Genomic DNA, 25,400 nt, shown 5'->3' on the forward strand with positions numbered 1-25,400 from the left:
CATTACTCTGCGGTATGAGCGTCGACGGCGCAGGCGGGTTTGCCAGCAGCGTATTTAAGACTCGGGTCGACCAGCGCATCAAAGCGTTTCAAGGCTTCGGAACCGATCAGGAGCGGGTATTGGAATGCACTTCGGTCGGTCAGGTTCACTTCTATGCTGCGCAGCGCCGTGCCCATGCAGACGTCCAGCTCAATCACCGGGCGAGCGGTGTACTGCTTGCCTTCCTCGGGATCGAAGTCGCCAGCGCGGCGTTTGATTTTGCTCACGCGTGCCAAAGGGCGCTCGATCGGGTGCGAGTGGGCGGTGTCGATGGCCAGATAAAAGCGCACCCACGATTCGCCATTGCGTTTGAAGCGCTTGATATCACGGGCGCTGAGGGAGGCGGTTTTGGCCCCGGTGTCGAGTTTGGCTGCGACTTCCAGGTCGATCCCTGCCAGCTGCGCGTATTCGTTGAGACCGTACACAGTCTTTTCGCCCCCGATAGCGAGACCTGGCAGGCAGAGGAGTAGACAGATCAACAGGGTGAAGGGCTTGAGTCTCATAGATCCTGGCGCGGTGCCGTCCGTTCTTCAGTTCAAGGCGACTGGCATTGCTGCACAAGCTCCTTCTCGTGCCTGCCATAAAAAGATGACAGACAAATGCGGGCGGCATTCTAGCACGGTGGTTTTATGGCGCCAGCCGCGGGTCTGTCCTTTACTTAGGTTTTACCTAAGGCGTTTATTAGACGATTGTCGACAATAGATCTATTTCCTTTGACTGATTGCGCGATATTGGTTAGTTTTTGCCGCATTGGCTTACGAGGTGTCGACAATATGCTGGATCAACTTGATCCCCCTGTGATGGCGTCAGACGATTCGGAAACCCTTTCCGAAAACGTCTTCCGACGTATTCAGGCGGCCATCGTCAAAGGTGAAATCGCCCCGGGCAGCAAGATCTCCGAGCCTGAATTGGCGCGCACTTACGGCATCAGCCGCGGGCCGTTGCGCGAGGCGATCCATCGTCTGGAAGGTCAGCGCCTGCTGGTTCGCGTCCCGCACGTGGGGGCCAGGGTGGTGTCGCTGAGTCACGCCGAACTGCTTGAGCTCTACGAAATTCGCGAGTCCCTGGAAGGCATGGCCTGTCGTCTGGCTGCCGAGCGCATGACCACCGAAGAAATCGATGAGTTGCGTCAGGTGCTGGAAACCCACGAGCGCGATGCGGCGTTTCAGGCCGGTGTCGGCTATTACCAGCAGGAAGGTGATTTCGACTTTCATTACCGAATCATTCAAGGCAGCGGCAACCGCACGCTGACGCAAATGCTCTGCGGCGAGCTGTACCAGCTGGTGCGCATGTACCGCATTCAGTTTTCCGCCACGCCCAATCGGCCGCGCCAGGCGTTCGCCGAGCACCACCGGATTCTCGATGCCATCGCCGACCGTGACGGTGAATTGGCCGAGTTGTTGATGCGTCGTCACATCGGCGCTTCAAAACGCAATATCGCCCGTCACTATCAGGACGGTGCCCATCAGACAGCCACTCCACGAGGTGAGTCATGAGTTCGAACAAGAGCACACCAGGCCAGCGTTTTCGCGATGCGGTTGCCAGCGAGCATCCGTTGCAAGTGGTCGGCACAATCAACGCCAACCATGCGCTGCTGGCCAAGCGCGCCGGTTTCAAGGCTATTTATCTGTCCGGTGGCGGGGTCGCTGCCGGTTCTCTCGGTGTGCCGGACCTGGGGATTACCGGGCTCGATGACGTGTTGACCGACGTACGCCGGATCACCGACGTCTGCGACCTGCCGCTGTTGGTGGACGTGGACACCGGTTTTGGCTCCTCGGCGTTCAACGTCGCGCGCACCGTGAAGTCGATGATCAAGTTCGGCGCGGCAGCGATTCACATCGAAGACCAGGTCGGCGCCAAGCGCTGCGGTCACCGCCCAAATAAAGAGATCGTTTCCCAGCAGGAAATGGTCGACCGGATCAAGGCCGCAGTCGACGCGCGTACCGATGACAGCTTCGTGATCATGGCCCGCACCGACGCCCTGGCGGTCGAAGGTCTGGAATCGGCACTGGATCGCGCCGCGGCGTGCATCGAAGCCGGCGCCGACATGGTGTTCCCGGAAGCCATCACCGAACTGGACATGTACAAGCTGTTCGCCAGCCGCGTCAAAGCGCCGATCCTGGCCAACATCACCGAATTCGGCGCCACGCCGCTGTACACCACCGAGCAACTGAAGGCTGCCGATGTGTCGCTGGTGCTGTACCCGCTGTCGGCCTTTCGCGCGATGAACAAAGCGGCGGAAAACGTCTACACCGCGATCCGTCGCGACGGTACGCAACAGAACGTCATCGACACCATGCAGACCCGCATGGAGCTTTACGATCGTATCGATTACCACACCTTCGAGCAGAAGCTCGATGCGTTGTTTGCGCAGAAGAAGAACTGAATCAAACCCTGTGGGAGCGAGCCTGCTCGCGATGGACGTTAACGATAACGCGGTGTTCCTGATGCACCGAGGTGAGCCATCCACCGTCGCGAGCAGGCTCGCTCCCACAAGTTTCCCTAACAAATTCAAGATTGGAGACAGCAATGGCCGAAGCAAAAGTATTGAGTGGCGCCGGGCTGCGTGGCCAGGTGGCCGGGCAAACCGCATTGTCCACCGTGGGACAAGAAGGCGCCGGCCTGACCTATCGCGGCTATGACGTTCGCGAACTGGCGGCGCAAGCGCATTTCGAAGAAGTGGCGTACATGCTGCTCTACGGCGAACTGCCGAACAAGGCGCAGCTGGCGGCCTACATCAGCAAACTGAGCAAGCTGCGTGACCTGCCGCAAGCGCTGAAGGAGGTGCTCGAACGCATCCCGGCAGACGCCCATCCAATGGACGTGATGCGCACCGGCTGCTCGTTCCTCGGCAACCTTGAACCGGAGCATGACTTCTCCCAGCAACACGATAAAACCGACCGGCTGCTGGCCGCGTTCCCGGCGATCATGTGCTACTGGTATCGCTTCAGTCACGAAGGCAAGCGCATCAATTGCGTGACCGATGAAGAGTCGATCGGTGGGCACTTCCTGCACCTGCTGCACGACAAGAAGCCGAGCGAATTGCACGTCAAGGTGATGAACGTTTCGCTGATCCTTTACGCGGAACACGAGTTCAACGCGTCGACCTTCACCGCCCGCGTATGCGCATCGACCTTGTCCGACCTGTTCTCCTGCGTTACCGCAGCCATCGGTTCCCTGCGCGGTCCGCTGCATGGCGGCGCCAACGAAGCGGCGATGGAAATGATCGAGCGCTTCGCGTCGCCGCAAGAGGCGATCAAAGGCACCCTCGACATGCTCGCGCGCAAAGACAAGATCATGGGCTTCGGTCACGCGATCTACAAAGACAACGATCCGCGTAATGAAGTGATTAAGGGCTGGTCGAAAAAACTTGCTGACGAAGTCGGCGACACCGTGTTGTTCCCGGTGTCCGAAGCCATCGACAAGACCATGTGGGAACAGAAGAAACTGTTCCCCAACGCGGACTTCTACCATGCCTCGGCGTACCACTTCATGGGCATCCCGACCAAGCTGTTCACGCCGATTTTCGTCTGCTCGCGCCTGACCGGTTGGGCGGCGCATGTGTTCGAACAGCGCGCGAACAACCGCATCATCCGCCCGAGCGCCGAGTACGTCGGCGTCGAACAGCGCAAGTTCGTGCCAATCGAACAACGCTGAATGGTGGAGGCCTGACCGCCGATTTTTGGAACGACAGAGTACCCTGTGGGAGCGGGCTTGCTCGCGAAGACGGACTGACACTCAACATTGATGTCAACCGTTACACCGCTATCGCGAGCAAGCTCGGCTCCTACAAAGGTCGGGTTTCAAATCCGGCGCCAGGCACCACCTTTTGTAATCACCGTGACCGAGTCCTGACGATGAACACAGATTTTCGCAAATCGCTGCCCGGCAGCCATCTGGATTACTTTGACACCCGTGCGGCAGTCGAGGCCATCCAGCCCGGCGCCTATGACACCCTGCCGTACACCTCGCGCGTACTGGCGGAAAACCTGGTGCGCCGCTGCGACCCGGCCACGCTTACCGAATCCCTGAAGCAGTTCATCGAGCGCAAACGCGACCTCGACTTCCCGTGGTTCCCGGCCCGCGTGGTGTGCCACGATATTCTTGGCCAGACCGCCCTGGTCGACCTCGCCGGCCTGCGTGATGCCATCGCCCTGCAAGGTGGCGATCCTGCGCAAGTGAACCCGGTGGTACCGACGCAATTGATCGTCGATCACTCCCTGGCCGTCGAACGCGGTGGCTTCGATCCGGAAGCGTTCGAAAAGAACCGCGCCATCGAAGACCGTCGTAACGAAGACCGTTTCCACTTCATCAACTGGACCAAGAAGGCCTTCAAGAACGTCGACGTGATTCCGCCAGGCAACGGCATCATGCACCAGATCAACCTGGAGAAAATGTCACCAGTGATCCAGGTGCGTGACGGCGTGGCTTTCCCGGATACCTGTGTCGGCACCGACAGTCACACCCCGCACGTCGATGCCCTGGGCGTGATCGCCATCGGCGTCGGCGGTCTGGAAGCGGAAAGCGTGATGCTTGGTCGCGCCTCCTGGATGCGTCTGCCGGAAAGCGTCGGCGTCGAACTCACCGGCAAGCTGCAACCGGGCATTACCGCCACCGACATGGTGCTGGCGTTGACCGAGTTCCTGCGCAAGCAAAAAGTGGTCGGAGCCTGGCTTGAATTCTTCGGCGAAGGCGCCTCCGCGCTGACCCTCGGCGACCGTGCGACCATTTCCAACATGGCCCCGGAGTACGGCGCCACCGCAGCGATGTTCTACATCGACCAGCAGACCATCGACTACCTGAAACTTACCGGTCGTGAAGACGAGCAGGTGCAGTTGGTTGAAAATTACGCCAGGACCACGGGCCTGTGGGCCGATAGCCTGAAGGGTGCGCAATACGAGCGTGGCTTGACCTTCGACCTGTCTTCGGTGGTGCGCAACATGGCAGGGCCGAGCAATCCTCACGCCCGTGTCGCTACTTCCGACCTTGCGGCTCAAGGCATCTCCGGCCAGTGGGACGATGTGCCCGGCCAAATGCCGGACGGCGCAGTGATCATCGCCGCCATCACCAGTTGCACCAACACCAGCAACCCGCGCAACGTCATCGCTGCCGGCCTGTTGGCGCGTAATGCCAACAAGTTCGGGCTGACCCGCAAGCCGTGGGTCAAATCATCCCTCGCGCCGGGTTCGAAAACCGTGGCGCTGTATCTGGATGAAGCCGGCCTGACCTCTGAGCTGGAGCAACTCGGTTTCGGCGTGGTGGCATTCGCCTGCACCACCTGCAACGGCATGTCCGGTGCGCTGGACCCGGTGATCCAGCAAGAGATCATCGACCGTGACCTGTATGCCACCGCCGTGTTGTCGGGTAACCGCAACTTCGACGGTCGGATTCACCCCTACGCCAAGCAGGCGTTCCTTGCCTCGCCGCCGCTGGTGGTGGCGTACGCCATTGCCGGGACCATTCGTTTCGACATCGAAAAAGACGTGTTGGGCCTGACGGCGGATGGCAAGGAGATCCGTCTCAAGGACATCTGGCCGAGCGACGAAGAGATTGATGCGGTAGTCAAGGCATCGGTTAAACCGGAGCAGTTCCGTCAGGTCTACATCCCGATGTTCGCCATCCACGAAGACACCGGCCCGAAAGTCAAACCGCTGTACGACTGGCGCGAGATGAGCACCTACATTCGTCGTCCGCCGTACTGGGAAGGCGCCCTGGCCGGGGCACGTCCGCTCAAGGGCATGCGCCCGCTGGCGGTGCTGCCGGACAACATCACCACCGATCACCTGTCGCCGTCCAACGCGATCATGCTCGACAGCGCCGCTGGCGAATACCTGGCGAAAATGGGCTTGCCGGAAGAGGACTTCAACTCCTACGCGACTCACCGCGGTGACCACTTGACCGCGCAACGCGCGACCTTCGCCAACCCGAAACTGTTCAACGAAATGGTGCAGGAAAATGGCAAGGTCAAGCAGGGTTCGCTGGCGCGTGTCGAGCCGGAAGGCCAGGTCATGCGCATGTGGGATGCTATCGAAACCTACATGGAGCGCAAGCAGCCGCTGATCATCATCGCAGGTGCCGATTACGGTCAGGGTTCGTCCCGTGACTGGGCAGCCAAGGGGGTGCGTCTGGCCGGTGTCGAAGCCATCGCTGCCGAAGGTTTCGAGCGCATCCACCGCACCAACCTGGTGGGCATGGGCGTGTTGCCGCTGGAGTTCAAGCCGGGCACCGACCGCAAGACGCTGGGCATCGACGGCACTGAGACCTTCGACGTGATCGGCGAGCGCACGCCGCGCGCCACGCTGACCCTGGTCATCACCCGCAAGAACGGTGAGCAGGTGTCGGTGCCGGTTACCTGCCGTCTCGACACTGCTGAAGAAGTCTCGATCTATGAAGCCGGCGGCGTGTTGCAGCGTTTCGCCCAGGACTTCCTTGAATCGGCTGTTGCTGTCTAACGCGACTTGCCGGGGCAGGGCGGTAACGTCCTGCTCCGGCGCATAAGGAACATTATGGCCCACGTATCCCAGATCAAGATTCCCGCCACCTACATGCGGGGCGGCACCAGCAAAGGCGTGTTCTTCAGCCTGCAAGACCTGCCTGAGTCGGCGCAGGTTCCGGGCCCGTCCCGCGACGCGTTGTTGTTGCGGGTAATCGGCAGCCCTGATCCGTATGAAAAGCAAATCGACGGCATGGGTGGGGCGACTTCCAGCACCAGCAAAACGGTGATCGTGTCCAAGAGCATCAAGGCCGATCACGATGTCGATTACCTGTTCGGTCAGGTCTCCATCGACAAGCCTTTTGTCGACTGGAGCGGTAACTGCGGCAACCTTTCGGCAGCGGTCGGTTCGTTCGCCATCAGCAGCGGTCTGGTCGAGGCCGGTCGTATTCCGCATGACGGCGTGGCGGTGGTGCGCATCTGGCAGGCCAATATCGGCAAGACCATCATCGCTCACGTGCCGATCACTGACGGTGCGGTGCAGGAAACCGGTGATTTCGAACTTGATGGCGTGACCTTTCCGGCCGCTGAGGTGCAGCTCGAATTCATGAACCCGGCGGCTGAAGAAGAGGGTGCAGGCGGCTCGATGTTCCCGACCGGCAACCTGGTCGATGACCTGCAAGTGCCCGGTGTCGGCACGCTCAAGGTGACCATGATCAACGCCGGCATTCCGACCATTTTCGTTAACGCCGAAGCCATCGGCTACACCGGCACCGAGTTGCAGGGCGATATCAACGCCGATCCGAAAGCGCTGGCGATGTTCGAGACCATTCGCGCGCATGGCGCACTGCGCATGGGGCTGATCCAGAATCTTGACGACGCCGCCAAGCGTCAGCACACCCCCAAGGTGGCGTTCGTTGCACGGCCCGCCGATTACCTCGCTTCCAGTGGTAAGCCGGTGGTCGCAGGTGATGTCGACCTGCTGGTCCGCGCACTGTCCATGGGCAAGTTGCACCACGCGATGATGGGCACCGCTGCCGTAGCCATCGGCACCGCGGCGGCGATTGACGGCACGCTGGTCAACCTCGCCGCGGGTGGTATTCCACGCAACGCGGTGCGCTTCGGGCATCCGTCCGGCACCTTACGCGTTGGCGCCGAAGCCCAACGGGTCGATGGCGAATGGACCGTGACCAAAGCCATCATGAGCCGCAGTGCGCGGGTACTGATGGAAGGCTGGGTGCGCGTGCCGGGTGATTCGTTCTGAGGTCAATCCTGAAGCGAACCCTGTGGGAGCGAGCCTGCTCGCGATGAGGCCATAACATTCAGTATCTTTGTTGGCTGTCACACCGCCATCGCGAGCAGGCTCGCTCCCACAATTGACCGTTTTTTCTATAATAAGAATGTTGTAGCTGACTAAGATTAACCCTGAGCCGAGGTCCCATCAACGAACCACTGCCAGAGTGAATCGAACATGAGCGCCAACGTTGACCTGAACATTCGCCCCGACTACGACAAGGTCCTGCAGGACATTGCCGATTACGTCCTGAACTTTAAGATCGAGTCCAAAGAGGCGCTGGACACCGCCCGCAATTGCCTGATGGACACCCTTGGCTGCGGCCTGCTGGCCCTGCGCTTTCCCGAATGCACCAAACACCTGGGTCCTATCGTTGAAGGCACGGTCGTGCCCTTTGGCGCACGTGTTCCCGGTACCCGTTTTCGTCTCGACCCGGTAAAAGCGGCGTGGGACATCGGCTGTATCGTCCGCTGGCTCGACTACAACGACACCTGGCTGGCGGCCGAGTGGGGCCATCCGTCCGATAACCTCGGCGGGATACTCGCGGTCGCCGATCACCTGTCGCAAAAACACGTGGCCAATGGCGATGCGCCGCTGACCATGCGAGCGGTACTGGACGCGATGATCATGGCGCACGAGATCCAGGGTGTGATTGCCCTGGAGAATTCCTTCAACCGGGTCGGCCTGGACCATGTGCTGCTGGTCAAAGTCGCCTCGACGGCAGTGACCGCGAAACTGATGGGCGCCAATCGCGAGCAACTGCTGGCGGCGCTGTCCCACGCGTTTGTCGACGGCCAGGCACTGCGCACTTACCGTCATGCGCCGAACGCCGGTTCGCGCAAGTCCTGGGCTGCGGGCGACGCCTCCAGTCGTGGCGTACGGTTGGCGGACATCGCTATGCGTGGCGAGATGGGCATTCCGGGTGTATTGACAGCGCCGCAGTGGGGTTTCTACGACGTGCTGTTCAGCCACACCAACAAGGACCTGGCGCTCAAGCCCGCAGATAAACGTACGTTCAGCCTCTCGCAGAAGTACGGCACTTACGTGATGGAAAACGTGCTGTTCAAGATCAGTTTCCCGGCCGAGTTTCACGCGCAAACCGCCTGCGAAGCGGCGGTGACCCTGCACCCGCAGGTGAGCAATCGTCTGGATGACATCGACAAGATCGTTATCACCACTCACGAGTCGGCGATTCGTATCATTTCCAAGGTCGGCCAATTGGCCAATGCCGCGGACCGCGACCACTGCATCCAGTACATGACCGCCGTGCCGCTGGCCTTCGGCACTCTGGTGGCTGAACAGTACGAAGACGAGTTCCACGCCGCGCACCCGATCATCGACGCGTTGCGCGAGAAGATGGTCATTGTTGAAGAGCCGCGCTACACCCGCGAATACCTGGAGGCTGACAAGCGCTCTATCGCCAACGCCTTGCAAGTGTTCTTCAAGGACGGCTCAAGCACCGAACAAGTGGTGGTCGAATACCCGGTTGGTCATCGTCGTCGCCGCGCGGAGGGCATTCCCTTGCTGGAGGACAAGTTCAAGGCCAATCTGGCCACTCGATTCACTGCGCAGCGCACAGCGCAGATCTTTGCCTTGTGCAAGGATCAGGCGAGCCTTGAGGCCACGCCGGTTAACCGTTTTGTCGATTTGTGGGTGATCTAGCCAGACCGCGTAATCGTTCATCGCGAGCAGCCGGGCGGCGTTCCGTCTGCTCGCGATGGCGGTAGACCTGGCAACAATGGAGCTACTTGAACCGCCGCTCGACACCTTTTTCCACCAGGATTTTCGCCGAAATCTCTTCCACGGAAAAATGCGTGGAGTTGATGTGCGCGATGTTCTCGCGGCGGAACAGGTTTTCGACTTCTCGCACTTCGAACTCGCACTGGGCATAGCTCGAGTAGCGGCTATTGGGCTTGCGTTCGTTGCGGATCGCGGTGAGGCGGTCCGGGTCGATGGTCAGGCCAAACAGCTTGTGTTTGTGGGCACGCAATGCTGTTGGCAGTTGCAGGCGCTCCATGTCGTCTTCGGTCAGCGGGTAGTTGGCCGCGCGAATACCGAATTGCATGGCCATGTACAGGCAGGTCGGGGTTTTGCCGCAGCGCGACACGCCGACCAGGATCAGGTCAGCCTTGTCGTAATAGTGGGTGCGGGCGCCGTCGTCGTTGTCGAGGGCGAAGTTCACTGCCTCGATGCGCTCCATGTAATTGGAGTTGTGGCCAATCGAATGGGACTTGCCGACCGAATACGACGAGTGTTCGCTCAGCTCCAGCTCGAGCGGCGCGAGGAAGGTCGAGAAAATGTCGATCATGAAACCATTGGAGGTCGCGAGGATCTCACGAATATCCTGGTTGACGATCGTGTCGAAGATGATCGGACGAAATCCGTCCTTTTCGGCGGCCATATTGATTTGTTGTACCATGGCCCGCGCTTTGTCCACGTTGTCGATGTACGGTCGTATGACTTTGCTGAAGGTAATATTTTCGAACTGCGCCAACAAACTTTGACCCAGGGTTTCGGCTGTAATGCCCGTGCCATCGGAGATAAAGAAAGCAGATCGTTTCATTTGCGCCTTGGGCCTTAAGCTGGTGACGATTCTTGGATATGATAGGCGCGGTTTGTCGGCCTGGATTGGCCCGCATTCTCACTTATTTTCCAGGTCCAGGCCATATTGCTGGCAAATGCTCCCTATGAGCCGCCAGCGCCCTGAGCTTTTCCAACACAGTTAGTGGAGAGATCACCTTGGTAGAGTACGTAGTTTCCCTCGATAAGCTCGGCGTCCATGATGTAGAGCATGTGGGGGGCAAGAACGCATCCCTCGGCGAGATGATCAGTAATCTTGCGGGGGCCGGTGTTTCGGTCCCGGGTGGCTTTGCCACGACGGCTCAGGCTTATCGTGATTTTCTCGAATTAAGTGGTTTGAACGACCAGATCCACGCAGCGCTCGATGCGCTGGACGTCGACGACGTGAACGCCCTGGCGAAAACCGGTGCGCAAATTCGTCAATGGATCATGGAGGCCGAGTTTCCGGAGAAACTCAACGCCGAAATCCGCACCGCGTTCGCCACGCTGTCGGCCGGTAACCCGGACATGGCCGTGGCCGTGCGCTCCTCGGCAACGGCCGAAGATTTGCCGGACGCTTCCTTCGCCGGCCAACAGGAAACCTTCCTGAACATCCGCGGCGTCGAAAACGTCATTCGTGCTGCCAAGGAAGTCTTTGCTTCCCTGTTCAACGACCGTGCCATTTCCTACCGCGTGCACCAGGGCTTCGACCATAAACTGGTTGCCCTGTCGGCTGGCGTGCAGCGCATGGTCCGTTCGGAAACCGGCACTGCCGGCGTGATGTTCACCCTCGATACCGAATCCGGCTTCCGTGATGTGGTGTTTATCACCGGCGCCTACGGCCTGGGCGAAACTGTCGTACAGGGCGCGGTGAACCCGGATGAGTTCTACGTCCACAAAGGCACGCTGGCAGCGGGTCGCCCGGCAATCCTGCGCCGCAACCTGGGCAGCAAAGCCATCAAGATGATCTACGGCGACGAAGCCAAGGCCGGTCGTTCGGTCAAGACTGTCGATGTCGACAAGGCCGAACGCGCGCGTTTCTGCCTGACCGATGCTGAAGTCAGTGAGCTGGCCAAGCAGGCGATGATCATCGAGAAGCACTACAAGTGCCCGATGGACATCGAATGGGCCAAAGACGGCGACGACGGCAAGCTGTACATCGTTCAGGCTCGTCCTGAAACCGTGAAGAGCCGCACCCAGGCCAACGTCATGGAGCGTTACCTGTTGAAAGAAACCGGCACTGTGCTGGTTGAAGGTCGCGCCATCGGCCAGCGGATCGGCGCCGGTAAAGTGCGCATCATCAAAGACGTTTCCGAGATGGATAAAGTCCAGCCGGGCGATGTTCTGGTTTCCGACATGACCGACCCGGACTGGGAACCGGTCATGAAGCGCGCCAGCGCCATCGTTACCAACCGTGGCGGTCGTACCTGCCACGCGGCGATCATTGCGCGTGAACTGGGTATCCCGGCAGTCGTGGGTTGCGGTAACGCCACTCAGCTGTTGAAAGACGGCCAGGGTGTGACGGTTTCCTGCGCTGAAGGCGACACCGGGTTCATCTTCGAAGGCGAGTTGGGCTTCGACATCAAGAAAAACTCCGTCGATGCCATGCCGGAACTGCCGTTCAAAATCATGATGAACGTCGGTAACCCGGATCGCGCTTTCGATTTCGCGCAGTTGCCGAACGCCGGTGTGGGCCTGGCCCGTCTGGAGTTCATCATCAACCGCATGATCGGCGTGCACCCTAAAGCACTGCTGAACTACGACGGCCTGCCGCCGGAAATCAAGGACAGCGTCGACAAGCGCATTGCCGGTTACCACGATCCGGTCGGCTTCTACGTCGAGAAACTGGTCGAAGGCATCAGCACCCTGGCTGCCGCGTTCTGGCCGAAAAAGGTCATTGTGCGTCTGTCGGACTTCAAGTCCAACGAGTACGCCAACCTGATCGGCGGCAAGCTCTACGAGCCGGAAGAAGAAAACCCGATGCTGGGCTTCCGTGGCGCTTCGCGTTACATCAGCGAGTCGTTCCGTGACTGCTTCGAACTCGAATGCCGCGCGCTGAAACGCGTGCGCAACGACATGGGCCTGACCAACGTCGAAATCATGGTGCCGTTCGTCCGTACCCTGGGCGAAGCCAGCCAGGTTGTGGAACTGTTGGCCGAGAATGGCCTGGCACGTGGCGAAAACGGTCTACGCATCATCATGATGTGCGAGCTGCCGTCCAACGCGATCCTGGCTGAAGAGTTCCTCGAGTTCTTCGACGGTTTCTCCATTGGTTCCAACGACCTGACCCAGCTGACCCTGGGTCTGGACCGTGACTCCGGGATCATCGCGCATCTGTTCGACGAGCGTAATCCAGCGGTCAAGAAGCTGCTGTCCAACGCGATTCAGGCCTGCAACAAGGCTGGCAAATACATCGGTATTTGCGGCCAGGGCCCTTCCGACCACCCAGACCTGGCCAAGTGGCTGATGGAACAGGGTATCGAAAGCGTTTCGTTGAACCCCGATTCCGTACTGGAAACCTGGTTCTTCCTGGCTGAAGGTCAGGCTGCGGTCTAAGTCGTTGAGTGAAGGGCCGATCGGTGATCGGCCCTTTAAAGTTCAAGTAGGGGGGGCATCCATCTGGATGCCGCCCCTTTTTGTGCAAGAGCATTATGCAAAGCAGCAGCAACCTGTTTCCTGTCGCCTTGATCAGCGCCGAGCGTCGCGGCGATCTGAGCGAGGACGTCTACCGCTTGAAACCCGGCAATAGCCCGGACGGCACCGTCGAACTGGCGGTCACCCGCCTGGGCATGGCCGATGAGCCCGCCGTGCGTGGCATTCCGGTGATTTTGTTACACGGCAGTTTTTCCAATCGGCGTTTCTGGTTTTCTCCCAAAGGCCTTGGCCTGGGCGCCTATCTTGCGCGCGCCGGTTTTGATGTGTGGATACCGGAAATGCGCGGTCACGGCTTGTCCCGGCGTAACCAGAACTATCGAAAGAACCGCGTTGCCGACTATGCCCGTTACGATCTACCGGCGATTGCTGCGTTCGTTCGTGAGCAAAGCGCTCAGGTTCCGCACTGGATTGGTCATTCACTGGGCGGCATCACCCTGGCGGCAGCGCTGGGTGGTCAGTACCTGGGTGAGCCTGCCGTGGCCTCTGCGGCGTTTTTTGGTACGCAGGTCAGTCGCACCTATTGGCCGCTGAAAATTCCCCCGGTGGAGTGGAGCGGACGGTTCATCCTGAAGCGTTTCGCGCAAATTTCGGGCTCTCGCCTCAAGCGCGGTCCGGAGGACGAGCCGATAGGCCTGGCCCTGGAGGGCATGCGCTGGTACGGCTTGTTCGGGCGCTTTGGCGATGCCGAGAAAGACTGGTGGGCCGGGCTGGCGGAGGTTCAGGTGCCGGTCTTGGGCGTCAGCGCGACCAGCGATCATCAGGACCCGGATTGGGCGTGTCGCAAGCTGTTCGATCAGATCGGTTCCGAGCGCAAGCAGTTCATTTGCCTGGGGCGCGAGCAGGGTTTTTCGGACAATTTCGGGCATGTTGAAATGCTTGTCAGCAAAGCTGCTCAGGTTGAAGTCTGGCCGTTGGTGCAGCGCTGGCTGGCAGATCCGCAGGCGCCGTTGCTGGCTGGCAAACCGGATTTGGCCACAGCCGTCTGAGTACGAATGCTCTGACAAGGGCGTTTCGCTCCGATCAGCGAACGGCTAAGATATGACGCATTGAGCTGTTCTGGTCACAAACGGTTGTTGAGTCGGCCTTATGTTCGTACCTCTTGAGCGTCTGATCAATCTGAATGAAGGTTATCGGCGGACGTTCCAGGTTGAAGGGCGTAGCCTGCTGTTGTTGGTGCTGGATAATCAGCCGTTGTTGCTGATAGACAGCTGTCCGCACCAAGGCTCGCCGCTCGGCAGCGCGACATTGTCGGGAAATATCCTGCGTTGTCAGCGCCACGGTATCGAGTTTCAGTTGCCCAGCGGCGTGCCGGTACAGGCACAGTGCCCTGGCTTGAGTATGCTGAAGGTGACTTACGAGGGTGATCGCATCGGAATAGATGTTTAAATTCTTTGCGGATACTCGTTTCTGTGCCGTAACCCCTGCGATTTTCGACAGCCCACGATCTGTACTTTCTCTTACAGGAGTTTCTCGATGAACCATTACCTTACTCCCGACCTGTGTGATGCCTACCCGGAACTGGTGCAGGTGCTGGAGCCGATGTTCAGCAATTTTGGTGGCCGTGATTCCTTCGGCGGCGAAATCGTTACCATCAAGTGCTTCGAAGACAACTCGCGGGTCAAGGAGCAGGCCGAGCTCAAAGGGAATGGCAAGGTGCTGGTGGTCGATGGCGGTGGTTCGCTGCGCCGCGCCTTGCTGGGCGACATGATCGCCGAGAAAGCCGCGAAAAACGGTTGGGAAGGGTTGGTGATCTACGGCTGCATCCGTGATGTCGACGTTATTGCGCAAACCGACCTGGGCGTGCAGGCGCTGGCAAGCCACCCGATGAAAACCGACAGGCGTGGCGTCGGTGAGCTGAACGTTGCGGTAACCTTCGCCGGCGTGACTTTCCGTCCGGGTGAATACATCTACGCGGACAATAACGGCGTGATCGTCTCGCCAAGTCCGTTGAAAATGCCAGAATAAACAGCTGATTCAAGCCAGGGGTGAGGATGTTCGAGGAAGAAAACGCGCAGTGGGGGCTGGTGCATGCCCTGGTGCTGGATGGTAAAGGTGGTGCGCGTTGGCTTGCCCGGACTGAACTGGATGACCTGCAACTGCAACCCCATGAAAGCCTTTGGCTGCACTGGGACCGTAGTCACCCGCAAACTCAGACCTGGTTGCGTAAATCCAGCGGTCTGAGTGAGTTCAGCTGTGACCTGCTACTCGAAGAGAACACCCGGCCGCGCCTGTTGGCGCTGCCGGACTCCGAGTTGTTGCTGTTTTTGCGCGGAATCAACCTCAACCCGGGTGCCGAGCCTGAAGACATGGTGTCGGTGCGCATCTTCGCTTCTGCTCAGCGGGTCATTTCCCTGCGTTTACGCCCGTTGCGCGCTACCGATGAGTTGCTGGTGCAACTGAATGAGGGCAAGGGGCCGAAAACCACCTCCGAACTGGTCCTTTATATGGCTCAGTACCTCACCCATAAAGTGCAGGATCTGGTCAGCGATCTCTCCGAAATCGTCGATGATGAAGAAGAAAAGCTGGATGCCGACGAACGGTATACTCCGGAGCATGGCGCCATTGTGCAGATCCGTCGGCGAGCGGCAGGACTGAAGCGCTTCCTTGCTCCGCAGCGGGATATCTTCGGTCAGCTGACGCGGATAAAACTGCCATGGTTTGTCGATGATGACGGCGATTACTGGAACGAATTGAACAACAGCCTGACGCGTTACCTGGAAGAGCTGGAATTGACCCGGGAGCGCGTAGGGCTGGTGCTTGAGACCGAAGATCGGCGTTTGAATGTGCACATGAATCGCATCATGTATCGCTTCGGGATCATCACCGGGATTTTTTTGCCGATGAGTTTTCTGACCGGTTTGCTCGGTATAAACGTCGGCGGAGTTCCTTTTTCCGGAAACCCTTATGGCTTCGTGATTGCCTGCCTGATGATGGTGACCGTAGGGGTGGGGCAGTGGTGGTTGTTCCGGCGTTTGCGCTGGGTATGAGGGAGAGCCATGTGACCCGAAGAATTTTGATCGCGTCTTTCACAGATATCCCGAGAGGTGCGTATGCACGATCCGTTTGAACAGTCCTTGCGCGACATGCTCAAGGCATCACCGTCCACCCGCGACGACGATGCCTGTCTGGGGCGTGTGCTGAAAACCGCCAACCGCCAGGTTGGCGCCGGTGATCTGTTCAGCCTGCTGGGCCGCTGGCTGCCCGCGCTGATGATCGCCCTGAATAACGGATCGGCCCATGTCTTGCCGGTTTCCCGTCATAAACCTGCTGCCCGCACTGCTGATAAGGCTGATTGAATATGGAACTTGATCTCTGGACTCAGAGCCTCGTCACGGCAATGACTGCGTTGTGGACCAAGGTAGCGAACTTCATTCCGAACCTGTTCGGCGCACTGGTAGTGCTTCTGCTGGGTTTTGTCGTAGCCAAGCTGCTCGACACCCTGCTCTCGAAATTGCTCGCAAAACTGGGCCTGGACCGCTTGATGGGCGGTACCGGCTTGACCAAGCTGCTGTCCCGTGCGGGCCTGCAGGTGCCGATTTCTACGCTGATCGGCAAGATCGTTTATTGGTTCGTTTTGCTGATTTTTCTGGTTTCTGCTGCGGAATCCCTTGGCTTGGAGCGAGTTTCGGCTACGCTCGACATGCTGGCACTGTATTTACCGAAAGTATTTGGTGCCGCACTGGTGTTGCTGGTGGGCGTGTTGCTCGCACAATTGGCCAATGGGCTGGTGCGCGGCGCCGCAGAGGGCGTAGGACTGGACTACGCAGCGGGCCTTGGGCGTATCGCTCAAGGCCTGGTGATCATCATCAGTATTTCGGTCGCGATCAGTCAGCTTGAGGTCAAAACAGACCTGCTGAACCATGTGATCGTGATTGTCTTGATTACCGTTGGTCTGGCAGTTGCCTTGGCCATGGGGTTGGGAAGCCGGGAAATCGCCGGTCAGATTCTTGCTGGGATCTATGTGCGCGAGTTGTATCAGGTTGGGCAACAAGTGCGTGTTGGTGAGGTCGAAGGTCAGATCGAAGAGATCGGCACGGTTAAAACTACATTGCTGACCGATGAGGGTGAGCTAGTCTCACTGTCCAATCGGATCCTCCTGGAGCAGCATGTTAGTAGCCGCTAACCCGGCAAACCCTGCTAATGTATGCCGCCGCAAAAATGCCCGATACGATGGGCTGCGGCGGACATTGACCTGACTGTCGGCCCGACTTGTTTTGAATAAAGCCCAATCGCTATCCATGCGCTACGACCCCCGCGAACTCTCTGATGAGGAGTTGGTCGCGCGCTCGCACACGGAGCTGTTTCACGTGACGCGCGCCTACGAAGAGCTGATGCGGCGTTATCAGAGAACATTATTTAACGTTTGTGCACGGTATCTTGGGAACGATCGTGACGCAGATGATGTCTGTCAGGAAGTGATGTTGAAGGTGTTGTACGGTTTGAAGAACTTCGAGGGGAAATCGAAGTTCAAAACCTGGCTCTACAGCATCACGTACAACGAATGCATCACACAGTATCGAAAGGAACGGCGTAAGCGTCGCTTGATGGACGCTTTGAGTCTGGACCCCCTTGAGGAAGCGTCTGAAGAGAAGGCGCCGAAACCTGAGGAAAAGGGTGGACTTGATCGCTGGTTAGTGTATGTGAACCCGATTGACCGAGAAATTCTAGTGCTACGATTTGTCGCAGAGTTGGAGTTTCAGGAGATCGCGGACATCATGCACATGGGTTTGAGTGCAACGAAAATGCGGTACAAACGCGCTCTTGACAAATTGCGTGAGAAATTTGCAAGCATCGCTGAAACTTAGTTCGGCGCAAATATCTCTTACGTGTAGGCAAGTTCTGATAGACTTGCCGCCGAGTTGTCCCCCGGTTTGCGGGACTGCTTTACAATCACCAGATGGGGATTTAACGGATGAAACTGAAAAACACCTTGGGCTTGGCCATTGGTTCTCTTATTGCCGCTACTTCGTTCGGCGCTCTGGCACAAGGCCAAGGCGCGGTCGAAGGTGAGGCCTTCTGGGGCAAAACCTGGAACCACAGCGTCGATTCCTACCAGAACGGCCGCACTCCTGGCGTATCGATCGGCTACTTCCTGACCGACGACGTCTCTGTGAACGCGACCTACCGCAAAGACGAATACACCCGTTCGGACACTGACACTGGCAACCAGCGGATCAAAGGCGATCACTTCGGCCTGAAATCCCAGTACCACTTCGGTACCGTTGGCGACGCTATCCGTCCTTACGTTGAAGGCGGTGTATCTCACGGCAGCATGACCAACGTCGCTGCTGACGGTCACACTGGTCGTGACAAGTCCACCTACCTGACCACTGGTGCTGGCGCCAAGTGGTACATGACCGACAACCTGTACGCTCGTGCCGGCGTTGAAGCCGACTACAAGCTGGACAACGGTCGTTGGGACTACCAGGCTCTGATCGGCCTGGGCGTTAACTTCGGCGGCACTGGCGGCAAAGTTGCTCCAGCTCCAGCACCGGTTGCAGCTCCGGCTCCAGAGCCAGCCCCAGAAGCTCCAGTTGCTGAAGTTGTTCGCGTTCAACTGGACGTGAAATTCGACTTCAACAAGGCTGTTGTCAAGCCAAACAGCTACGGCGACGTGAAGAACCTGGCTGACTTCATGAAGCAGTACCCGAACACCACCACCGTAGTTGAAGGTCACACCGACAACGTCGGTCCTGACGCTTACAACCAGAAGCTGTCCCAGCGTCGTGCTGACGCTGTGAAACAAGTTCTGGTCAAGGATGGTGTTTCGGCTAACCGCGTTCACTCGGTTGGTTATGGCAAGTCCCGCCCAATTGCTGACAACAGCACTGACGCTGGCCGCGCTGCAAACCGTCGCGTAGAAGCGCAGGTTGAAGCTACCGCTAAGTAATTAGCCTGGTAGTTCGGAAAAGCCCGGCTTAGGCCGGGCTTTTCTTTGCCTGCGATTTGGCTTTTTGGAAGAACCGTCCGAACGCAGCCCAAGCCTTCGGCGGCGCCTATGCGAGGTTGGCGTTCCAAAGTTTCTCTGCAGGAGCGGGTGCAGGCTGCGATTTGTTAGCATTTTCATAAGCGGCCACCGCACCGATCACCAGGATCGCCGGGCTTTTCAGTTGGAAGCTGTGGGCGTCTTCCTGCATTGCAGTCAGGTTGCTCCGGCATTCGCGCTGATGTGGCAATGAAGCATTTTCAATCATCGCCACCGGCGTATCAGCCGCCATCCCACCGGCGAGCAATTGCTCGCCAATTGAGCTCAATTTCGCCACGCCCATGTAAATCACCAGCGTCGTACCGCTTTGGGCCAAGGCTCGCCAGTTAAGCTCGCTGTCGTCCTGCGTGTGCGCAGTGACCAGGGTTACGCCGCGGGCGACGCCGCGCAGGGTCAAGGAAATATCGCATTGCGTTGCGCCGGCCAGGCCTGCGGTGATGCCATTGACCAACTCCACTTCAATCTCGCGCTCGCGCAGCCACTGCGCTTCTTCACCGCCGCGTCCGAAAATGCACGGATCGCCGCCCTTGAGCCGTACCACACACTTTCCTTGGCGGGCATAACGCAGCATCAAGCGATGAATGAACGCCTGTGGGGTAGAGCGACAGCCACCACGTTTGCCGACGGCAATGATTCGCGCCTGTGGGCAATGCACCAGCACTGCGTCGTTGACCAGGTCATCGATCAGTACCACATCGGCTTCGTTCAGCGCCCGTACAGCTTTGAGGGTCAGCAATTCAGGGTCACCGGGACCTGCACCCACCAACCAGACTTTTGCGCTCATGTTCTATTCCTCACGAGGTGATTGCGATGGGCTGCACGCTGGCCGCCAACAGACGCTTGATTTCCGGGACACAGGAGCCGCATTGCGTGCCGCAACCGAGTTGTTGTTTCAGACCCTGCAAATCCAGGCCACTGCGAATGCCGGCGCACACCGCGCTTTCACTGACGTTCTTGCAGTTGCACAGGGTTTTGCTGGCGCTGACGGATGAGCCAGCGCTGCCGGGTGGTGTGCTCAACGGTGCCAATAGCCAGCGTCGCAGTTGTTCGTCGGCACGGCCTTCCAGCCAGAGGTTTTGCAGCCAGTGTTGGGCAAGGGTTTCACCGGCCAGGCGAATGGCGGTAATCCGGCCCTGTTCGATGCGCACGCGTTTGCCAATGGCGCGCCGTGGATCGTCGTAAGCCAGGACTGGACCATCGTTGAGTCCCAGTTGTTGATCGATGTCATGCAGCCGCTGCGGGTCGGGTGCCTGGGCGCTGGCAGCGCGTATCAGCAGCGCTGGGCGTTCACGGCCGGCCAGGCTGAGGCTGACGTAGGCAAAGTCCTCACAGAGCGGTCGTAAGGTCTCGAAATGCTGCTGAACATCGCCCTCAACCAGTGCGAACAACTGCCATGGCAGCTTTACCGGCTCGATACGCACGCCGCTGTGCTTGAGTTCAGGTTGTTTCGACAGAGGATCGAACGCCGGCTGTGTGAGCGTATTGACGCCACCCTTGAGGAAACGGTCTCCCCAGTGCATCGGCACAAAGGCTTGGCCCGGGCGCACACTGTCGTCACTGCCGACGGCAACAATCACGCTGCCTCGACGGCTTTTGAGGTTGACCAGATCGCCGGTCTGCAACCGATACCGACGCAGTTCATCAGGGTGCAGGCTCAACAGGGCTTCGCTGACATGGCCGAACAATTGCGCAGCCGTGCCGGTGCGGCTCATGCCGTGCCATTGGTCGCGCAGGCGCCCGGTGATCAGGGTCAGCGGAAAACGGGCGTCACGTTGCTCCTTGGCGGCGCGATAAGGGTCGGCGACAAACTGTGCACGGCCACTCTCGGTAGGGAAAATCCCGTCCGCATAAAGCCGTGGCGTTCCGCTCAAGGCGCCGTCCGGGAACGGCCATTGCTGCGGGCCGAGGCGGTCGAGCAGCGCATGGCTGATCCCGCAGAGGTCCAGATCGCGTCCGCGCGTCAGTTGTTTGTATTCATCGAAGACCTGCGCCGGTTGTTCGAAAGCAAACAGGCTGGGCTGTCCTGGACGCAGGCGCCGCTCCAGGCGTTGTGCGAAATCCACGGTGATCGCCCAGTCCGCGCGCGCTTCACCCGGTGCGTTGATGGCGCGGCGAACGTGGGAAATCCGCCGTTCGGAGTTGGTCACCGTGCCTTCCTTCTCACCCCAACTGGCAGCTGGCAGCAGCAGGTCGGCGAAAGGTGCGGTTTCGGTGGTACGAAAGGCTTCTTGCAGCACCACAAACGGGCAAGCCTGCAACGCCGCACGCACGGCTTGCTGATCCGGCAGCGACTGCGCCGGGTTGGTGCAGGCGATCCACAATGCTTTGATCTTGCCGCTCTGCACCTGTTCGAACAGTTCGATGGCGGTTAACCCGGTCGTGTCAGGTAGTTTCTCGACGCCCCAGTAAGCCGCCACTTCGGCGCGATGTTGAGCATTGGCCGCTTCGCGATGGCCTGGCAGCAAGTTCGACAAACTGCCGGTTTCGCGCCCGCCCATCGCGTTTGGCTGACCGGTAAGCGAGAAGGGGCCTGCGCCGGGCCGACCGATTTGCCCGGTGGCCAGGTGCAGGTTGATCAGCGCACTGTTTTTTGCGCTGCCGGCAGTGGACTGGTTCAGCCCCATGCACCACAGCGAGAGAAAACTCGTCGAGGTGCCGACCCACTCGGCGCATTGCTGCAACTGTTCAACGCTGATCCCACAGAGTTGCGCGACCATTTGCGGGGTGTAATCGCGCACCAGGTTTTTCAGCTCGGCCAAGCCTTCGGTGTGTGCCTTGATGAACTCACGGTCGACCCAGTCTTCCCACAGCAGCAGGTGCAAAATCCCGTGGAACAGCGCGACATCGGTACCCGGCAGAATGGCCAGGTGCAGGTCGGCAAGGTCACAGGTGTCCGTACGCCTGGGGTCGATGACGATGACTTTCATCTGTGGTCGGCGGGATTTGGCTTCTTCCAGTCGGCGAAACAGCACCGGATGAGCGTAGGCCATGTTGCTGCCGACAATCATCACGCAATCGCTCAGCTCAAGGTCTTCATAGCTGCACGGCGGGGCGTCAGCGCCGAGGCTGCGCTTGTAGCCGACCACCGCCGACGACATGCAGAGTCGCGAATTACTGTCGATGTTGTTGGTGCCGACCAGCGCCCGGGCCAACTTGTTGAAGGCGTAATAATCTTCGGTCAGCAGTTGCCCGGAGATATAGAACGCCACGCTGTCCGGGCCGTGTTCGGCGATGGTGTCGGCGAACACGCTGGCGGCGTGATCGAGGGCGGTGTCCCAATCGGTACGGCTGCGGGCCATACCTTTGCCAAGTCGCAGTTCCGGGTACAGCGCCCGTGCCGCGAGGTCGCCGGTGAGGTGCAGGGTCGAGCCTTTGCTGCACAGCTTGCCGAAGTTGGCCGGGTGCGTCGGGTCGCCGCTGACGCCGAGGATCTGCTCGCCATCATGCTCGATCAGTACGCCGCAGCCCACCCCGCAATAACAGCAGGTCGAGGCGGTCGTCTGGCGGCTCATCAGCCTGCTTCCCGCAGAGCCAGCATGACCCGACCGTTCTCCACCCGCGCCGGATGGTGATGGGCGCAACCGACATCAGGCGCCAGGGCCTGACCGGACTCCAGGTCGATCTGCCAATTGTGCAACGGGCAAGCGACGCGTTTGCCGTAGATCAGTCCTTGGGACAGCGGTCCGCCCTTGTGTGGGCAGCGGTCGTCGAGCGCGAAAACCTCGTCGTCGCTGGTGCGAAAAATCGCGATGTCACCTTTGGGGCCGCTGATGATGCGCGAGCCCAAGGCGTTGATTTCTTCCAGTGCGCAGATATCCAGCCAGTTCATGCCGGCACCTCCAGGTTTTTCACGGGGATGACATCGAACTCCTTCTTCAGCAACGGCTGTTCAAGGCGTTCTTTCCAGGGGTCCTGCTCGAACGACAGGGAGAATTGCAGCCGGTCGTTGAGCGCTTTGCGGCGTTCCGGGTCTTCCAGCACGGCTTTCTTGATGTGTTCCATGCCGACCCGTTGCAGGTAGTGCACGGTGCGCTCGAGGTAGAAGGCTTCTTCGCGATACAACTGCAGGAAGGCGCCGTTGTACTCGCGAACTTCTTCGGCGGTTTTCAGTTTGACGAAGAATTCCGCGACCTCGGTTTTGATCCCGCCATTGCCGCCGATGTACATCTCCCAGCCAGAGTCGACGCCGATGATTCCGACGTCCTTGATCCCGGCTTCCGAGCAGTTGCGCGGGCAACCAGAGACCGCCAGCTTGACCTTGTGCGGCGACCACATGTTGAACAGGTCATGCTCCAGTTCGATACCCAGTTGCGTGGAGTTTTGCGTACCGAAGCGGCAGAACTCGCTGCCCACGCAGGTTTTGACCGTGCGTATCGATTTGCCGTAGGCATGGCCGGACGGCATGTCGAGGTCCTTCCAGACGCCGGGCAGATCCTGCTTCTTGATCCCCAGCAAGTCGATGCGCTGGCCGCCCGTGACCTTGACCATGGGCACGTTGTACTTGTCGGCGACATCGGCAATGCGCCGCAGCTCCGAAGGATTGGTCACACCGCCCCACATCCGTGGGACGACCGAATAGGTGCCGTCTTTCTGAATGTTGGCGTGGGCCCGTTCGTTGATCAGCCGTGATTGCGGATCGTCCTTGGCCTCGCCTGGCCATGTGGAAATCAGGTAGTAGTTGAGCGCCGGACGGCAGGTGGCGCAGCCATTCTGGGTGCGCCAGTTCAGGTAGCTCATGGTCCCGGCGATAGTCAGCAAATGCTCTTCGCGGATCGCCTGGCGAATCTGTCCGTGGTTGAGGTCGCTGCAACCGCAGATGGCTTTTTCGCTTTTCGGTTTGACGTCTGCCGCGCCGCCGACGGTGTTGATCAGGATCTGCTCCACCAAACCTGCGCAGGAGCCGCAGGAGCTGGCCGCTTTGGTGTGTTTCTTGACTTCGTCGACGCTGAACAGCCCGTGTTCCTGAATCGCCTTGACGATGGTGCCCTTGCAGACGCCATTGCAACCGCAGACTTCGGCGTTGTCAGCCATGCTCATGGCTTTGTCCTGGCCTTGATGGCCTACATCGCCCAGAGCGTTTTCGCCGAACATCAGGTGATCGCGGATTTCGCCGATGGCGTGGCTCTCACGAATCTGCCGGAAATACCAGCCACCATCCGCGGTGTCGCCGTACAGACAGGCACCGACCAGCACGTCATCCTTGATCACCAGTTTTTTATAGACCCCGCCGATCGGGTCGGAGAGGGTGATGGTTTCGGTGCCTTCGCCGCCCATGAAGTCGCCAGCGGAGAACAGGTCGATGCCGGTGACTTTCAATTTGGTCGAGGTCACCGAGCCCGAATAGCGGGCAAACCCCAGTTGCGCCAAGTGGTTGGCGCAGACCTTGGCCTGCTCGAACAGCGGCGCTACCAGGCCGTAGGCGATGCCACGGTGACTGGCGCATTCGCCGATCGCGTAGATGCGCGGGTCATAGGTTTGCAGGGTGTCGTTGACCAGAATCCCGCGGTTGCACGGGATCCCGGATTTTTCCGCGAGTTCGGTATTGGGGCGAATGCCGGCGGCCATCACCACCAGGTCAGCGGGAATGATGTCGCCGTTCTTGAACTGCACCGAGCCGACCCGGCCATTGCCGGCGTCGTGCAGGGCCTGGGTCTGTTCGCACAGGCGAAAGTGCAAGCCGCGTCCTTCCAGGGCGGTTTGCAGCAACTGGCCGCTGGTTTTGTCCAGCTGCCGCTCCAGCAACCACTCGCCGAGGTGCACCACGGTCACATGCATGCCGCGCAGCATCAGCCCATTGGCGGCTTCAAGGCCGAGTAGGCCACCGCCGATGACCACCGCGTGCTTGTGGGTCTTGGCGGTGTCGATCATGGCCTGGGTGTCGGCGATGTCGCGGTAGCCGATGACGCCTTCCAGGGTATTGCCAGGAATCGGCAGGATGAACGGCGTCGAGCCGGTGGCGATCAACAGCCGGTCGTATTCGGCTTCGCTGCCGTCTTCGGCGATGACCCGGCGTTTGACTCGGTCGATCTCCACTACCTTGCGGTTGAGCAGCAGTTTGATGTTGTTGTCCAGATACCAATCAAGATCGTTGAGCACGATCTCTTCAAAGGTCTGCTCACCCGCCAGCACCGGCGAGAGAAGAATGCGGTTGTAGTTGGTATGGGGCTCGGCACCGAAGACCGTGATGTCATACAGCTCGTTGCTCAGCTTGAGCAATTCTTCCAGGGTGCGAACCCCGGCCATGCCATTGCCGATCATCACCAGTTTTAGTTTTTTCATCAGGTTCTCCGGGGAGCTCAGACTTGCCTCATCAGGGCGGTCAGGCTGGCTCGACAAATTTTGCGCAAACAAAAAAAGGCGTCCCGCTAGTTGCCTAGCGAGGACGCCTTTGTCCTGGTCCCGTTCTCTCGGGAAGCACACCCTTCGTCGTTGAA

At 59.3% G+C, this 25,400-nt stretch carries 21 protein-coding genes; 15 read left to right on the forward strand and 6 right to left on the reverse strand.

Going from position 1 to position 25,400, the window contains the following annotated elements; translation table 11 throughout:
* Positions 1–2: 2 nt before the first annotated feature.
* Positions 3–542, reverse strand: a complete 540-nt coding sequence (locus HK44_RS03935) for an ATP-dependent zinc protease family protein (RefSeq protein WP_019689462.1) — start codon at positions 540–542, stop codon at positions 3–5.
* 270 nt (positions 543–812) lie between these two features.
* Between HK44_RS03935 and HK44_RS03940 the strand changes: the two genes are divergently transcribed.
* From HK44_RS03940 to prpD, 6 genes are all read left to right on the forward strand, one after another.
* A complete protein-coding gene (locus HK44_RS03940; RefSeq protein ID WP_019689463.1) occupies positions 813–1,535 on the forward strand; it encodes a GntR family transcriptional regulator in 723 nt (240 codons plus the stop codon).
* Positions 1,532–2,425 (forward strand): methylisocitrate lyase, encoded by an 894-nt coding sequence (gene prpB, locus HK44_RS03945; RefSeq protein WP_019689464.1) that lies wholly within the window; start codon positions 1,532–1,534, stop codon positions 2,423–2,425. Before HK44_RS03940 ends, prpB begins: the two co-directional genes overlap by 4 nt.
* 143 nt (positions 2,426–2,568) lie before the next feature.
* Entirely contained in the window at positions 2,569–3,696 is a 1,128-nt protein-coding gene (gene prpC, locus HK44_RS03950; RefSeq protein WP_019689465.1) for a bifunctional 2-methylcitrate synthase/citrate synthase, read from the forward strand.
* A 200-nt stretch (positions 3,697–3,896) separates the two neighbouring features.
* Positions 3,897–6,491 (forward strand): Fe/S-dependent 2-methylisocitrate dehydratase AcnD, encoded by a 2,595-nt coding sequence (acnD, locus tag HK44_RS03955; RefSeq protein WP_019689466.1) that lies wholly within the window; start codon positions 3,897–3,899, stop codon positions 6,489–6,491.
* A 54-nt stretch (positions 6,492–6,545) separates the two neighbouring features.
* Positions 6,546–7,736, forward strand: a complete 1,191-nt coding sequence (prpF, locus tag HK44_RS03960) for a 2-methylaconitate cis-trans isomerase PrpF (RefSeq protein WP_019689467.1) — start codon at positions 6,546–6,548, stop codon at positions 7,734–7,736.
* A 207-nt stretch (positions 7,737–7,943) separates the two neighbouring features.
* The gene (prpD, locus tag HK44_RS03965; protein WP_019689468.1) at positions 7,944–9,428 is read left to right on the forward strand and encodes a 2-methylcitrate dehydratase; all 1,485 of its coding nucleotides are present in this window, start codon (positions 7,944–7,946) and stop codon (positions 9,426–9,428) included.
* 82 nt (positions 9,429–9,510) lie between these two features.
* Here prpD and ppsR read toward each other — a convergent pair whose 3' ends face one another.
* The gene (gene ppsR, locus HK44_RS03970; RefSeq protein ID WP_019689469.1) at positions 9,511–10,329 is read right to left on the reverse strand and encodes a posphoenolpyruvate synthetase regulatory kinase/phosphorylase PpsR; all 819 of its coding nucleotides are present in this window, start codon (positions 10,327–10,329) and stop codon (positions 9,511–9,513) included.
* Between the two features lie 176 nt (positions 10,330–10,505).
* Between ppsR and ppsA the strand changes: the two genes are divergently transcribed.
* From ppsA to HK44_RS04015, 9 genes are all read left to right on the forward strand, one after another.
* Positions 10,506–12,881, forward strand: a complete 2,376-nt coding sequence (gene ppsA, locus HK44_RS03975) for a phosphoenolpyruvate synthase (protein ID WP_019689470.1) — start codon at positions 10,506–10,508, stop codon at positions 12,879–12,881.
* A 95-nt stretch (positions 12,882–12,976) separates the two neighbouring features.
* Complete coding sequence (locus HK44_RS03980; protein WP_019689471.1) at positions 12,977–13,966, forward strand: alpha/beta fold hydrolase; 990 nt, start codon at positions 12,977–12,979, stop codon at positions 13,964–13,966.
* A gap of 100 nt (positions 13,967–14,066) precedes the next feature.
* A complete protein-coding gene (locus HK44_RS03985; protein ID WP_019689472.1) occupies positions 14,067–14,366 on the forward strand; it encodes a Rieske (2Fe-2S) protein in 300 nt (99 codons plus the stop codon).
* A gap of 87 nt (positions 14,367–14,453) precedes the next feature.
* Positions 14,454–14,945 carry a ribonuclease E activity regulator RraA gene (rraA, locus tag HK44_RS03990; protein ID WP_019689473.1) on the forward strand — a complete coding sequence of 164 codons (492 nt, stop codon included), beginning with the start codon at positions 14,454–14,456 and terminating at the stop codon, positions 14,943–14,945.
* A gap of 26 nt (positions 14,946–14,971) precedes the next feature.
* Positions 14,972–15,967 (forward strand): zinc transporter ZntB, encoded by a 996-nt coding sequence (locus HK44_RS03995; protein WP_019689474.1) that lies wholly within the window; start codon positions 14,972–14,974, stop codon positions 15,965–15,967.
* Positions 15,968–16,030: 63 nt separating this feature from the next.
* Positions 16,031–16,276: a hypothetical protein gene (locus HK44_RS04000; protein WP_019689475.1), complete on the forward strand. Its 246-nt coding sequence runs from the start codon at positions 16,031–16,033 to the stop codon at positions 16,274–16,276.
* A gap of 2 nt (positions 16,277–16,278) precedes the next feature.
* Entirely contained in the window at positions 16,279–17,103 is an 825-nt protein-coding gene (locus HK44_RS04005; RefSeq protein WP_008027407.1) for a mechanosensitive ion channel family protein, read from the forward strand.
* A 91-nt stretch (positions 17,104–17,194) separates the two neighbouring features.
* On the forward strand, positions 17,195–17,785 hold the full coding sequence (gene sigX, locus HK44_RS04010; protein ID WP_019689476.1) for an RNA polymerase sigma factor SigX: 591 nt from the start codon (positions 17,195–17,197) through the stop codon (positions 17,783–17,785).
* 107 nt (positions 17,786–17,892) lie between these two features.
* The gene (locus tag HK44_RS04015) at positions 17,893–18,870 is read left to right on the forward strand and encodes an OmpA family protein (RefSeq protein WP_019689477.1); all 978 of its coding nucleotides are present in this window, start codon (positions 17,893–17,895) and stop codon (positions 18,868–18,870) included.
* Between the two features lie 106 nt (positions 18,871–18,976).
* On the opposite strand, the gene cobA is transcribed toward HK44_RS04015, so the two are convergent.
* Genes cobA through nirB form a run of 4 tightly spaced genes read right to left on the reverse strand, consistent with a single transcriptional unit; the run spans position 18,977 to position 25,245 of the window.
* A complete protein-coding gene (gene cobA / locus HK44_RS04020) occupies positions 18,977–19,750 on the reverse strand; it encodes a uroporphyrinogen-III C-methyltransferase (protein WP_019689478.1) in 774 nt (257 codons plus the stop codon).
* 10 nt (positions 19,751–19,760) lie between these two features.
* Positions 19,761–22,478 carry a nitrate reductase gene (locus HK44_RS04025; protein WP_019689479.1) on the reverse strand — a complete coding sequence of 906 codons (2,718 nt, stop codon included), beginning with the start codon at positions 22,476–22,478 and terminating at the stop codon, positions 19,761–19,763.
* A complete protein-coding gene (nirD, locus tag HK44_RS04030; RefSeq protein ID WP_019689480.1) occupies positions 22,478–22,795 on the reverse strand; it encodes a nitrite reductase small subunit NirD in 318 nt (105 codons plus the stop codon). The genes HK44_RS04025 and nirD overlap by 1 nt, the downstream gene beginning before the upstream one ends.
* Positions 22,792–25,245 (reverse strand): nitrite reductase large subunit NirB, encoded by a 2,454-nt coding sequence (gene nirB / locus HK44_RS04035; RefSeq protein ID WP_019689481.1) that lies wholly within the window; start codon positions 25,243–25,245, stop codon positions 22,792–22,794. The genes nirD and nirB overlap by 4 nt, the downstream gene beginning before the upstream one ends.
* Positions 25,246–25,400 lie beyond the last annotated feature (155 nt).

It is taken from the genome of Pseudomonas fluorescens HK44, assembly GCF_000217955.3.
Classification (GTDB): domain Bacteria; phylum Pseudomonadota; class Gammaproteobacteria; order Pseudomonadales; family Pseudomonadaceae; genus Aquipseudomonas; species Aquipseudomonas fluorescens_AQ.